Source organism: Corynebacterium sp. UBA2622 (assembly GCF_002339505.1).
In the GTDB taxonomy this organism is placed as follows: Bacteria; Actinomycetota; Actinomycetes; order Mycobacteriales; family Mycobacteriaceae; genus Corynebacterium.
The window spans coordinates 52,650-66,147 of sequence record NZ_DDJO01000012.1 but is presented as its reverse complement, the minus strand read 5'-3'; the positions used below and the strand labels follow the sequence as shown (position 1 = coordinate 66,147).

Annotated in this window: 7 protein-coding genes; all 7 read right to left on the bottom strand. The window is 67.6% G+C overall.

The features are described 5' to 3' along the window. Positions 1 to 252 precede the first annotated feature (252 nt). Positions 253 to 1,794, bottom strand: a complete 1,542-nt coding sequence (locus B3611_RS04700; protein ID WP_291313928.1) for an acyl-CoA carboxylase subunit beta — start codon at positions 1,792 to 1,794, stop codon at positions 253 to 255. Next, complete coding sequence (pks13, locus tag B3611_RS04695) at positions 1,778 to 6,547, bottom strand: polyketide synthase Pks13 (RefSeq protein WP_291313927.1); 4,770 nt, start codon at positions 6,545 to 6,547, stop codon at positions 1,778 to 1,780. The genes B3611_RS04700 and pks13 overlap by 17 nt, the downstream gene beginning before the upstream one ends. A 35-nt stretch (positions 6,548 to 6,582) precedes the next feature. Then, on the bottom strand, positions 6,583 to 8,391 hold the full coding sequence (locus B3611_RS04690; protein ID WP_291313926.1) for a FadD32-like long-chain-fatty-acid--AMP ligase: 1,809 nt from the start codon (positions 8,389 to 8,391) through the stop codon (positions 6,583 to 6,585). 118 nt (positions 8,392 to 8,509) lie between these two features. Next, positions 8,510 to 9,442: a cutinase family protein gene (locus tag B3611_RS04685; RefSeq protein ID WP_291313925.1), complete on the bottom strand. Its 933-nt coding sequence runs from the start codon at positions 9,440 to 9,442 to the stop codon at positions 8,510 to 8,512. A gap of 8 nt (positions 9,443 to 9,450) precedes the next feature. Further along, positions 9,451 to 9,984 carry a DUF732 domain-containing protein gene (locus tag B3611_RS04680; protein ID WP_291313924.1) on the bottom strand — a complete coding sequence of 178 codons (534 nt, stop codon included), beginning with the start codon at positions 9,982 to 9,984 and terminating at the stop codon, positions 9,451 to 9,453. Then, entirely contained in the window at positions 9,984 to 11,921 is a 1,938-nt protein-coding gene (locus B3611_RS04675) for an alpha/beta hydrolase-fold protein (RefSeq protein WP_291313923.1), read from the bottom strand. Before B3611_RS04675 ends, B3611_RS04680 begins: the two co-directional genes overlap by 1 nt. 512 nt (positions 11,922 to 12,433) lie before the next feature. Beyond that, positions 12,434 to 13,447, bottom strand: a complete 1,014-nt coding sequence (locus B3611_RS04670; RefSeq protein WP_291313922.1) for an alpha/beta hydrolase — start codon at positions 13,445 to 13,447, stop codon at positions 12,434 to 12,436. Positions 13,448 to 13,498 lie beyond the last annotated feature (51 nt).

Sequence of the window (13,498 nt, the reverse complement as noted above, 5' to 3'; positions counted from 1 at the left end):
GACGAAGGGGCGCGGCCCGAAAAACACCGGACCGCGCCCCTTTCGCACCCATGAAAACTACGGGCGCGGGAAACGAATGCCCAGGTTGTAGAGCGGGTTGGTGCTGAAGGCGGCCTTGACGGCCCACACGACGTAGTTGATCAGATCGCCGGCGATGTCGATGACGCTGGAAAGCATGGGGTGGTGCCTTTCTGGAGGGGATACTTCTGTAGCACTAACGCTTTGCGTTACCGGAATGTTACACCGGCCCCGCTACAGCGGGGCGATCGTGTGCTTCTTGGGCAGATCGGTCTCGAACTTGGTGGAGAGCTGGCGCAGGGCGCGTCGTAAAGCGAGGCGCGTTTCCGAGGGCTGGATCATCGCGTCGATGTAACCGCGCTCCGCGGCGACGTAGGGAGAGGTCATGTTCTCGTCGTAGAAGTCCATGAACATCTTCTTCATCGCCTCGCGCTGGACGGGATCCTCGATGGCGGCGAGCTGCTTGCCCTGGATCATCACCGACGCGGCCGCCGACCCCATGACCGCGATCTGCGCGGTGGGCCACGCAAGGTTGAGGTCGCCTGAGAGGTTCTTCGATCCCATCACGGCGTAGGCCCCGCCGTAAGCCTTACGCACGATGAGCGCCACCTTGGGCACCGTGGCCTCCACGCCGGCGAAGGCGAACTTGGCACCGCGGTGGATCAGGCCCTGTCGCTCCTGGTCCACGCCGGGCAGGTAACCCGGGGTGTCCACGACGAAGACGAGCGGGATGTTGTACACGTCGCAGGTGCGCACGAACCGTGCACCCTTGTCCGCGGCGTCCGCGTCGATGCAGCCCGCGTAATGCATCGGGTTGTTGGCCACGAAGCCGACCGCCTTGCCGTCGATGCGACCGAAGGCGCAGATGAGGTTCTCGGCGTAGTTCGCCTGAATTTCGATGAGTTCGTCATCGTCACCCAGCTGGGCAAGAAGCTCACGCATGTCGTAACCGGCGTTCGTGTCGTCCGGCATGAAGGTGTCCAGGGCGGAGTCATCGAGGTCCTCGTCGGCGGGGGCCCACGCGGTGGGGCTCTCGTCGAAGGCGGAGGTGGGCAGGTGCGCCAGGAGGTCCCGGACGTAATCGAAGGCCTCCTCCTCGGAGGCGACCACGGCCTGGATGTTGCCCGACTGCTCCTGGATGCGCGCGCCGCCCAGTTCGGCGGAGGAGATGTCCTCGCCCGTGACCTCGCGGATGACGTTGGGGCCGGTGACGTACATCTCGGACTGGCCGTCCACGGCGATGACGAAGTCGGTGGTCACGGGAGCGTAGACGGCGCCGCCGGCGGATTTGCCCAGCATGATGGAGATCTGCGGCGAGCGGCCGGACAGCGGCAGCTGCCGTCGCCCGATCTCGGAGTACATCGCCAGGGACGTCACGGCGTCCTGAATACGGGCACCACCGGAATCCTGGATGCCGATGACGGGGCAGCCGATCTTGATGGCCATCTCCATGACCTCGGTGACCTTGCGGCCAAACGTCACACCGACGGAGCCGCCGTAGACGGTTTTGTCGTGGGCGTAGATCGCCACCGGGCGGCCGTCGACCCGGCCGTAACCGGTGACCACACCGTCGGAATAGATGGCCTCAGGGTCGCCCGGGGTGCGGGCGAGGGCGCCGATCTCGACGAAGGATCCCTCGTCGAGGAGGGCGTGTATGCGCTCGCGCGGGGTGGTCTGGCCCGCATCGTCGCGGCGCTTGCGGGCGCGCTCGGAACCTGGATCCTGGGCCTTTTCCAGCCGCGCGCGCAGGTCTGCGAGCTTAGAGGCGGTCGACATTTTCAATCCATTCGTTCATGTGCTTGCCGACGATCCCCACCGCCGGCTCGTCCACCACTGCGAGGTGGTCACCGGGCAGGTGGACAATCTTCAGGTCGTCCACGATAGCGCCCCATCCCCCATCCTCGTCAATGTGCGCGTAGGCCGGCTCGAGGATGATCGCGCCCTCGTGCATCCGCTCCGAGCGGAACAGCAGAACGGGCACGTCCACCTCGGACCACCTGGAGAAATCCAGGTTGTTGAGGATCTGGTTGTCCACGAAGGACGCCCGCTGGTGCTCAAGAACCCCGGCCGCCAGACCGTGCTCGGAAGCGTCGGTGGTGGCGAGGAAGTCGCCCAGCATGGCCAGCACGGCGTCCTCCCCCGCAGTCTCCAGGAGGTCGTAGGGCACGGGGAAGTCGAGCCCGTAGGTCTCCTTGGCGAAGGCCGCGTAGCGTTCCCAGCGCCTGCGCGTCTCCTCCGGCGTGTTCGGCGTGGGCTGCGAGGGCTGGGTGGTGTCCAGCAGGGCGATGAACGCCACCTTGTCGTTGCCGAGCCGCTTGGCCACCTCGTAGGCCAGAGCCCCGCCGAAGGACCAGCCGGCGAGGACGACGGGCTGGCCGTCGGAAAGACGCTCGATGTCCTCGATGTATGCCTGCGCCCTCTCCTCCAGGGTCCCCTCCAGGCGCTCGACACCGTAGACGGGCACGTTCTCACCGAGTCGGCGCGAGAGCGGCTGGTAGACGCTGCTCGACCCGCCAGCCGGGTGGAAGACAAAGACGCTGGGGGCGGTCATGCCCTCCTCTCGCTCGCGGAAGACCCGGATATTGCCGTCCACCGGTGACTCCAGCCCCTCGCGGACCAGGTTGGCCAGCGGTTCAAGCGTTGCGACGCCCCGCACGTCGTCCGCGGTGACCTCGATGCCGGAACGGTCGGTGAGGTGCGCGGCAATCTCGGCGGCCTGGTCGGACGTGATCTCCGGCAGCTGGGAGGTCACCCCGGCGGCGGCGGCACCGGCGTACTTCGCCCACGCGCCGAAGACCATCCGCTCCGCCGCATCGCGCGGCGGCACGCCCACGCCCTGGGGGGAGCGTGGCGCGTTCGCGGAGGAGGGTGCCTGCGCGGGCTGCGCCGCTGCCGCCGGGTCACGGGTGTCGGAGTTGTACGGCAGCGGCTGTGCAGCATCCGGGTTTCCCGCGACGGCGTCCTCGACGATGCGGATGACGTCCGCGACGGAGGCGTCGCGCAGCGCCTGGATCTGCAGCGGGGGGATCTGGAAGTCGTTTTCCACGCGGTTCTTGATGCGCATGCCCATGAGGGAGTCCAGGCCGAGATCGATGAGCGGCAGCTCGTCCGGGAGGTCCTCGGCGTCGTAGCCCATGGACTCGGACACGATGGCGCGGAGGCGCTCGCGCACGGTCTCCCCGGAATCAGGGTCCCAGCGCACCGCCTCGACGTCGTCGTCCCCCACCATCACCGGGCCGGGCGTGGGACGGACCTCCGTCACCCCCTGCAGGCCGCGGGACTCTCCCAGCTCAAGGGCGGTGGCGAAGCCCTCGATGACCAGCTCGGGGCCGTTGTACACCTTGATGCTCGCCCCGCCGAGGGAGGTGGAGACAATGGTGGTCAGCTCGCCGTCGGCGGGCAGGTAACCGTGCTCCTCGGTGGCGACCACCCGGGAACCCGGGGAGACCTCCTCCGCCACCGACTCGATGAGCTGGTGGGGGCTGAAGACCTGGTCGGCCTGCGTGGAGAAGGCGACGGTGTTGTCCGGCAGCGTCACTTTCGCCCCGAGCAGGGACGTGGAGGCCGAGGACGGGCGCGCCTTGGTCCACAGGCGGTTGCGCCGGAACGGGGTGTGGGGCGCGTCGATGACGGTGCCCGGCCCGTAGAAGCTGGTGAAGTCCACGTCCACGCCCTGGACGTAGAGCTTCGCGGCGAGGTCCTGCAGTGACAAAACCTCGTCGACCTTGCGTTTTGTGGTAAACAGCAGCTGCGCGTCCGGCTTGCCCGCGGCAAAAGCGGTGTTCATCATGCCCATCAGCGCAACCGGGTTCGGGGAAATCTCCACCAGAGTCGTGTGCCCCGCCGCCAGGGCGGCCTCCGTTGCGTCCTGGAAGTAGACGGAGTGGCGCGTCATGCGCAGGAAGTACTCCGCGTCGTGCACCGTCTCACCCGGGCGGTAGACCACGCCGCGGTCGACGGAGCTGAACAGGGGCACCCTCAGCGGCTTAGGCTCCAGGCCCGCCAGCTCGGCGGCGAGGTCGCCCATGATGGGGTCGAGCATGCTGGTGTGGCCCGCACCGCGCACGTTGAGCTTGCGGGCGAACTTCTCCTGCTCCTCGAGCCGGGAGACAACGAAGTCGATGGCGGTCGAGGGGCCGCCGATGGTGGTCATGCCGGGGCCCGCGTAGACGGCGGGCTCGGCGCCGGCGGCCTCGGGGTGCTCGGCGATGAACTCCGCGAGCTCCTCGCGGCTCAGCTCCACGACGGCCATTGCGCCCTCCTGGGGCGTGCCGGCGATCATCTCCTCGCCCTCGCTCATCAACCGGGCGCGGTGGGAGGCGATAAGGATGGCGTCGCGGGCGCTGATGCCCCCCGCGCCGTAGGCGGCACCCATCTCGCCCATGGACATGCCCATGGTCGCGGCGGGGGTGATGCCCAGGGAGGCCAGGAGGTCCGTCTGCGCGATCTGGATCGCGGTGATGGTGACCTGGCCCGTCTGGGTGTCGTAGGTCTGCTCGTCGTCGCGGATGATGTCGAGCATGGACCAGCCCGACTCGAACTTGACGTACTCGTCGAGCTCCTCCATGCGGCGGCGGAACATCGGGGAGGTTTCCAGCAGCTGCTTGGCCATCTTGCGGTGCTGGGAGCCGAAACCGGAGTAAACGAAGACGGTCCCGAGGGCTGCCGGGGAATCCGCCGAGGTGATGCCCGGGGCGGCTTTGCCCTCCGCCACCTGGCGCAAGCGCTTGACGGCTTCCTCGACGGTGCCGGCCTGGATCACCGCGGCGGAGCGGCCGTGGTTGCGCTTGGCCAGCGAACGGGCGATGGGCACCAGGTCCGCATCGGGACGGCCTTCGAGGAAGTCGGCGAGCGCGGCGGCGGAATCCTTGCGCCGCGACGGGAGGAGGCCGGAAACGGGCAGGGACATGGTTCCCGACCCGGTGAGCTCGGCCGGGGTGCGGGCGCCCTCGGCCTCGTAGTCGGCCGGATCGAAGTCCGTCACCACCACGTGGGCGTTTGTGCCGCCGAAACCGAAGCCGGAGACGCCGGCCACGCGACGCCCGGAGTAGCGGGGCCACTCCCGCGGGTCCTCCACGACCTCAATGTGCTGCGCGTCGAAGTCAACGTACTTGTTGGGGCCGGAGTAGTTGATCGATGCCGGGATGGTGTCGTGCTTCATCGCCTCGAGCACCTTGATCAGCGCCACGACACCCGCAGCCGATTCCGAGTGCCCGATGTTGGACTTGGCGGAGCCGAGCAGCAGCGGGTGTGCGTTGTCGCGGCCGTCGCCGAGCACGGTGCCCAGCGCCGTCGCCTCGATGGGGTCGCCCAGGATGGTACCCGTACCGTGAGCCTCGACGAGGTCCACCTCGGCGGGGTCGACCCCGGCGTCGGAGTAGGCCCGCTCAAGCACGTCCACCTGTGCGTCCGGGTTGGGGGCGGTCAAACCGTTCGAGTGCCCGTCGGAGTTGGTGGCGGAACCCTTGATCACAGCGAGGATCTCGTCGCCGTCGCGCAGGGCGTCGTCGACGCGCTTGAGCACCACGAAACCCGCCGCCTCGGAGCGCACGATCCCGTCGGCATCCTCGGAGAAGGCGTGGATGCGGCTCGTCGGGGAGATCACCCCCAGCTCGGCGAACATGAGGGAGGCGAAGGGGTTCGCCATGATGTTCACACCGCCGGCAAGTGCCACGTCGGCCTCGCCGTCGCGAAGCGCGCGCACGGCGTGATGAACCGAGACCAGCGACGAGGAGCACGCGGTGTCCACGCTGACCGAGGGGCCGCGGAAGTCGAAGGCGTAGGAGATGCGGTTCGGGATGATCGAACTCGACGACCCCGTCAGCGCGTACGGGTGCGCCTGCGACGGGTCGGCCGCGATGAGCATGCCGTAATCGTTGTTGGAGGAGCCCACGAACACCCCGACGGACTCGCCGCGCAACCGGTTGGCGGGCAGGTTCGCGTCCTCGAGGGCCTCCCACGCCAGCTCCAGCATGATGCGCTGCTGCGGGTCCATGTTCGTCGCCTCGAGGGGGCTGAGGCCGAAGAATTCGTTGTCGAAGCTCTCGATGTCCTCCAGGTAACCGCCGGCGGTATTCTCCTCCGCCATCTTGGAGCGCACCACGGGGTCTCCCGCATACTCCGACCAGCGCTTCTCGGGCAGGGGCCCGGTTGCGGAGCGGCCGTCGATGAGCAGGCACCAGAACTCGTTGTTGTCCCCGGCCCCCGGAAAGCGGCCCGCGGAGCCGATGATCGCGATGTCGTGCGCGCCCGGCGAGGCATTCGCTTCACGACGCACCACGCGGCGCTTCTCTTCCCCCGTCGACGTGAGGGCGGCCGCCAGCGCCGCAATGTCGGGGTACTGGTAGGCGATGGTCGGATCAACGCGCCGGCCGAGCAGGTTTTCCAGCTCGCCGGTCATGATCACCGCGTCGCGGGAGGACAAGCCGAACGTTTCTAGCGGTTTGGTGGGTTCGACCTCCGCCGGATCCAGACCGACGGCCTCGGCGACCCACTTCTGCAGCCATACACTCAGCTCGTTCTCACTCATAGCACTCCAGACTATCGCGCGCGGTGACGCATTCGTTATCCGTTTACCCGTTCCAGGTACTTCTTCATGTTGACCCGACGCGCGATCTTCCCGGAGGAGGATCGGGCGATTTCGTTGGGCCCGTAGAACTCGATGACGTCCGGGGAGAGGCCGTGGACCGTGGTGATCGCGGCGCGGATCGCGTCCTCTGCCGCGAGGTCTCCCTCGGGGCTCGCACCCTCGGTGCGCTCGACGAGGAGGACGAGGCGCTCGACGTTCTCACCCGGCACCGCGAACGCGGCGACCGAATCGGTCCGCACGTGGTCCGTGGCCTCCTGGGCGGTGATCTCGATGTCCTGCGGGTAGTGGTTTCGCCCGGCCACCACAATCAGGTCCTTCAGGCGGCCGGTGATGTAGAGCTGCCCGTCGATGAGGGTGCCCAGGTCGCCCGTGGCCAGCCAGCCGTCCCTCGGCAGGTTGTCCTGCAGGGTCTCGCCGATGGTGTTGGAGAAGGTGTTCTCGGTTTCCTCGGCCCGGTCAAGGTAGCCGCCGGCGATGTTGGCGCCGTGGGCCCAGATCTCGCCGATGGTCCCCTCTCCCACCTCGTTCTTTGTCTCCGGGTCGACGATGGCGAACTTCATCCACCGCACCGGCTGCCCGTTGGAGGCCATGACGACGCCGTCCCCGCTCTCCACCGCACGGCCCTTGGCCAGCTGGGCGCGGTCGAAGGAGACGAACTTCGGGCGGTCCGGGGTCTGCGCGATCGAGACGATCAGGGTCGCCTCCGCCAGGCCGTAACCCGGGCGGATGGCGTCGCGGCTCAGGCCGTACTCCCCGAACGCCTCGACGAAGGCGTCCACGCCCGCCTTCGTCACCGGCTCGGAGCCGATGACCAGGCCCTTGACGGCGGAGAGGTCCACGCCGTCCTCCTCGGTCAGATTGGCGTAGCGCGCGGCGACATCCAGGGCGAAGTTCGGGATCAGCGAGTAGATGTGGATGTCCTCGGGATCGTCCTCGCGGCGGGAGAGCTGCTTGAGGTAGCGCTTCGGCTGCTGCATGAAATCGCGCGGGGCCATCATCTCGATTTCGTTGCCCAGCACCACCAGCAGCATGGAGATGATGATGCCCATGTCGTGGTGCATCGGCAGCCACAGCGGCGCGCGCAGCGGCTGCTGCAGATCCACCGCGGTGTAGATCTGGATGACGTTGGTGACCACGGATTCGTTGGTCAGCACCACGCCGGCCGGCATGCGAGTGGAGCCGGAGGTGTACTGGAGGAAGGCCGTGTCGTGGGCCGTGTCCGTGCCCTCCGGGACCTCGAGCGGGACCCAGGACTCGGCCAGGGAATCCGGCAGGGAGTCCACCAGGAGGATGCGCGGGCGCTGTGCTGCCGGCTGCTCGGCGAAGAACGCCCGGACAGCGGGCGCGCCCTGCTTGTTGGTCATCACGGTGGAGGCACCGGAATCGGCGAGGACCGCGCGCAGGTGCTCGCCGTGGCCGGGCTCGTTGGGGTCGTACAGCGGGATCGGGACCTGCCCGGCATACATGGCACCCATGAACCCGAAGAGGTATTCGGGGGAGTTGGAGGCGAGAATGGCCACCTTGTCGCCCGGCTGGCCGACCTGCATGAGGCGGGCCGCGACGGCCTTGATACGGGTGTTGACCTCCCGCCGGGAGTAGGTGCGCAGCTCGCCCTCGACGCTCTGCGAGTAGTCCCAGTACCGGATGTTCGTGTCGTCCAGCTGACCCATCTGCGCGCCCATGAAGTGGAGCATTTCCGTGAGCGCCGGGATGGTGAAGTTCTGCGGGAGGACGATGTTTCCGTCCTCGTCGATGAAGCGCTGGATGATGACGCTGAGGTCCATGGGACTCCTTAGGGGGTGTACGGCAGGTGTACGGGTTACACGGGCATATTTTGCCAAGTATAATATTTTGCTCTCGTAAGCGTCGCGGAACGCTCGCGGGAGCGTCGGTTCCGGCGCGCTACCTCGCGTCGATGGTGCCGCGCGCCCATTGCACGGCCCAGTCGGAGGCGGTCGTGCCGGGGATGACGTCCGGGTTCGTCGCATACCTGGCGTGGTTGCCGTTGGCCAGCATCAGGTCACCCGCGCGGGCGATGAGCGTGCCCATGTCCTGCGGCGCGTCGCAGACGGAGTCGTTCGGCGCGCACACCTCGTAGGCGCGGTCGGCGACCTCGCCGAAGCCCCCCGGGCGCGCCCCCGTCATCGTCGCCCCGGGAGTGACCGCCTGGACGATTTGGTTGATGGGGGCCAGCGCGATCTCGGCGCCAATGCCGGGGACGTTGACACCGGGGTTGACCCCGACGCCGTTCTCGCGGCGCCCGTCAGCGATCATCACCGAGCCGAGGAGCTTCTCCGGGGCCACCGCGTTGGCGCGCGTGCCGATCTGGTTGGTGATGTCACCCGCGATCACCGCCCCCTGCGAGAAGCCCATGACGATGAACTTGGTGCTGGGGCAGGTGTCGTTGACGTAGGCCAGCTCCCCGTTGACCCGCGCGGTTCCCTCGGCCCGCGAGTCGTCGTAGGTCATCTCCGCGCGGCCGCGCTCCGTCTGGATGTTGCGGAACTGGGCCGTGTACGGCGTCGTCCACACGCGAACCTGTTCAATGGGGTACGCCTCCTGCAGCGGCTTCGTGATGGTCAGCATGAAGGAGTACGGGTTCGCCTGCGGGTTGAACGGGTCATCCGTGGCGGAGGACTCCCACGTGCCGGGGATGGAAACCACCTCGACGGCCGGGCACCAGTCGGGCTCGGAGGGCTTGAGCACCTCCGTAGGCAGCGGGATCGGCGGCTCCCCCTGGTTGACGGGGGTGTTGCCGCCGCGCCACTGGTACACGCCCAGGCCGATGACGGCCAGCACGACGAGGACCGCGCCGACGATGAGGGGCTTACGCATGGATCTCCTTAGCAGAGGCGGGCGTGAGCGGTCTCGTCGATAAGCTGTGCCGCCGCGGCGGGATCGAGGTCGGTGCGCCGCTGCTCCACGAGCTGGCCGGCGACCGCATCACGGGTGAAGGTTGTGCCGTCGCAGACGCTACGGCCCGTTGCTGTGAGCTGGTCCTCAACGCCGTTGACGTTGACTCCCTTGTTCCTGACATCGTCGAGGAACTTCTGCTCGTCCGCCGAGTAGTGGGAGGCTTGCTCGGGCATGGAGGTGACCTCGCGGGCCGGCTGCTCCGCACCGGGGGCGGGGGCCGCCGACGGCTGGGTAACGGTGGAGGTGGCCGTCGTCGAGGAGGTGCTCGTGACGTTGCTCGACGCGGTGGCCTGGGCCGACGACGCGGAGGAGGACTCGGACGTCGCCGACGTGGGCGCGGAGGACTTGGTCACGTCCGAGCTGTCCACCGTCTCGCCCCCGCACCCGGCGAGCCCGAGACCCGCCGCGGTGACGGCGACGAGGGCCGCGGCTTTCGCGGATGTCGTGGCTCGTAGCCGCATTAGCGCCTCTTTTCGTTCACGGTGCCGTTGATCTGCTCAAGGGTGCCGTGCTGGAAGTCGATGGTCTTTCCGCCCGCGGGGATGTCCTTCATGTCGGAGGTGGGCCAGCCGAAGCGGCCCTGCTCCCAGCGCTCCTTGCCCCACGCGTCGAAGATGTCGCCGTAGTAGATGACGTGCGCGCCGGTCGCGGGGGACCAGTAGATGTTGCCCTTCTCAAAAGCCTGGAAGGCGCCGCCGTTGACGGCGATTTCATCGCTCGTCGGGTAACCGAGACCGGAGGCCGCGGTGTTCATCTCGCCGTACTTCTTGGCGATCTCACCGTGGACGATGTGGTGGTCCCTGCCGCCCGGGTTGCGGGTGAGGTAGCCGCCCTGGAACTTCTGCACGTAGCCGTCGCCCACGCTCTGCGCCTCGGCGACGGGGTACCCGAGGTCTCCCCTTTCCCAGCCGCTGGCGCCCCAGACCTGCAACATGTCGCCGGGGATGGCAAAAGCACCGGTATTCGGGGTCCAGTAGATGGAGCCGTTTGCGAAGTGGACGAAGCGTCCGACCCCGTCCGGGGTCTTCGTCTCACCGGTCGTGGGGAAGCCCAGCCAGCCGGTCGCACCGCCGAGGGTGTTGTACTTCGCCAGGATCGCGCCGAAGAGGGCGTGCGCGCCGGTCTGGGGGGTCCAGAAGGCCTGGCCGTTGCGGAAGTCCTCGGCCTTGCCACCCGCGAGATCGTACTCGTTGTTGACGCAGGAGCCGATGACACCGTCCTTGGTGGCCTCGGCGATGGCCCCGACGGGGGTGCACTCCGCACCGCGGTCCGCCTGGGACACACCGAGGGTGTCGGCGATGTACGGCCACGCCTGGGCCATCTCGAACTGCCAGAACTCCCAGGAGTGGACGCCGGAGGGGCGGAACTGGGCGATCGGGCTCACCCCGGCCTTGGCGGCGTACTGGAGGAAGGTGTTGGTGGACATGCGGGAGATGACCTCGAGGCCCACGCCGGCCGGGTTGGCCGCGCCCTTGGCCACGGAGTCCGGGTTGCCGAAGTCGTCGCGCCCGGAGCCGGAGGAGACGTAGACGGTCTTGCCCTTGAGGTTCTCAATGCCCAGCTTGGGGTCGTGGTCGATCCAGTCCTGGGAGCCCTCGGGGCCCCACATCGCGTCCGTGTTGTACCCGCCGGCGTCCTTCTGCGCGGCGCGGATCGCCACGGGCATGCCCGGAGTGGTGGTGTCCAGGTAACCGGAGAAGGATCCGACGAAGTCGAACAGGTTGGGGTTGCGCTCACCGAGGTTCATCGCCGCGGTGCCGCCCATGGAGATGCCGGTGACGGCGCGCTTGCCGTTGGAGCGGAACTTGTTGTCCAGGACGGGGACGAGCTCCTTGGTCAGGAACGTCTCCCACTTGTAGTTCTTGCCGTTGTCCGGGCGCTGCCAGTCGGAGTAGAAGGAGGACTCGCCGCCGACGGGCAGGATCACGTTGACGTTCTTGTCCGCGTAGAACTGCTCGATATTGGTCTCGATGGTCCAGCCGTTCTCGTCGTCGCGGGCGCGCAGGCCGTCGAGGGCCCAGACCTCGGGGAACTTGGCGTTCGGGTTCGAGTTCCAGTCGCGGGCCAGGAGGATCTGCACCTGCATGAGCTGCTCCGGCATTGCGGCGGACTTGATGAACACCGCCACGCGGCGGTTGTTGATCCATTCAATGCGGTCCACGGACACACCGGCGGGCAGACCGGGCACCTGCGGGTGCTGGTCGACCTCGATGGGGGTGCGCTGCGGCGGATCGGAGGGGCGGATGTTGTCGGAGAAGCCACCGGAGGAGCTCAACGGGAGGCCGATCTGGGCCATTGCCGGGGTGGCGCCCAGCCCCACGGCCGCCGCGGTGGGGATTGCGGCTGCCACAAGCCACGTGCGTCGCATCTGTCGACGCGGGGAACGGTGATCTCGCATGGTTATCCTGCCTTTTCCTGGATCTGGGCCACGATCGGTGCCGCGGCTGTAAGTCGCGTGAGATTGCTTCCATCGCACCCGGCTTCCGAGGGTTCCCCTCCCCCGGCGGACGCGCACGGTGAAAATATCGGCTACTTCGGTCGTGACGTTACTGTACACGAAACTTTAAGTCTAACTTTAGACTTTAACGCACGACACGCCAGCATTCCCGAAGTTTAGGCCGCGCGCGGCGGCACCCCACCCCGCAACACGGTGCGCAAGGGCCGTACCCGCGCGAGTGCGACGACGAGGAGGGACATCAAGCCGGTGGGGTGGGCCACCCGTCACGGAGCCCACGCTTGCCGGCATCCACCACTCGCGCCCCCGGGCTGCTGCGACCGCGCCGACCCCGTCCGGCACCCCTGGGAGGGACGCACCCCCTGCCGGGCATGCCCCAGGCGCGCGAAACGCCGCCGCCCGAAACGAGGTTGCTCCGGGGGCGGCGGCGTGGGGCTGAACTTTTTCCTGTGTTCTTACCAGGCGTTCATGACGTCGAGGACGCGGTTGCGCGTGGCCTCCATCTGGCCGCCGAACTGCTGCCAGTTGTGCAGGCCGGTCGGGGTGTAGACCTCGGTGAAGTTGAGGCCGGTGGCGCGGGCCTTCAGCGCCCAAACGCGGGTGGTGAGGTTGGAGTAGGACTCCAGTGCGACACCGGAGGCGACGTGCTCCGGCTTGTAACCCGCGTCCGCGGGGCCCGGCACGGCGGAACCGGCGGAGATGTAGACGTCCGAGTTACGCAGGCCCTCCATGTTGAGGAAAGGGTCGTTTTCGAATCGGCGCGGGCTGATCACGGGGCCGTACATCGCGTTGATGTTGTACAGGCCTCCGTCGAGGAGCGCGGCGCGCAGCGCGGTCTGGTTGCCCGGCAGCGTGGTGGTGAGGTAGCCGGAGAAGGAGAGGACTTGGCGGAACTGGTCGTGGTGCTTGGCGGCCAGGTTCATCGCGGCGGTCGCTCCCATGGACAGGCCGAGGATGGAGTTGTTGTCGCGGGCGACGCCGAAGTTCTGCTCGAGGTAACCGGGCAGCTCGCGGGTGAGGAAGGTTTCCCACTCGTAGATGACGGGGTTGTCGAAGTCGTAGGTGGCCGGAGCCTCCCAGTCGGCATAGAAGGAGCTGGCACCACCCACCGGCATCACGAGGGTGATGTTCGAGTTGTCGTAGGTCTGGGCGGCATTGACGTCGTTGACCCAGGCGCTGGTGGCCTCGGTGGCGCGCAGACCGTCGAGCATGTACAGGCCGGCGTTGCCGCCCCGGGTGGCGGGCTGGATCTGCACGGTGATGTTGCGGTTCATCGCGGGTGACCAGACGTCGCAGCGCTGAACCCAGAACTTCACCGGATCCCAGTCACAGGTGCCGGTGTTGTCGGGGCGAAGCCAGTCGCGATTGTCCGCGTGGGCGCTGGGGGCCGTGGCCACCAGTCCGAGCGCAGTTCCTAGCGTGACAAGCAGTGCGATCAGGGCTCGCCTGATGGTACCAGTCGCGTTCACAAGACCCCCTCAGGGTGTTTGACAGACAAAAACTAACGCGATGTTATCAAA

Coding starts and splice junctions, on each gene's coding strand:
- B3611_RS04700 (WP_291313928.1), bottom strand. CDS start 1,794: ATGTCGACCGCCTCTAAGCTCGCAGACCTGCGCGCGCGGCTGGAAAAG.
- pks13 (WP_291313927.1), bottom strand. CDS start 6,547: ATGAGTGAGAACGAGCTGAGTGTATGGCTGCAGAAGTGGGTCGCCGAG.
- B3611_RS04690 (WP_291313926.1), bottom strand. CDS start 8,391: ATGGACCTCAGCGTCATCATCCAGCGCTTCATCGACGAGGACGGAAAC.
- B3611_RS04685 (WP_291313925.1), bottom strand. CDS start 9,442: ATGCGTAAGCCCCTCATCGTCGGCGCGGTCCTCGTCGTGCTGGCCGTC.
- B3611_RS04680 (WP_291313924.1), bottom strand. CDS start 9,984: ATGCGGCTACGAGCCACGACATCCGCGAAAGCCGCGGCCCTCGTCGCC.
- B3611_RS04675 (WP_291313923.1), bottom strand. CDS start 11,921: ATGCGAGATCACCGTTCCCCGCGTCGACAGATGCGACGCACGTGGCTT.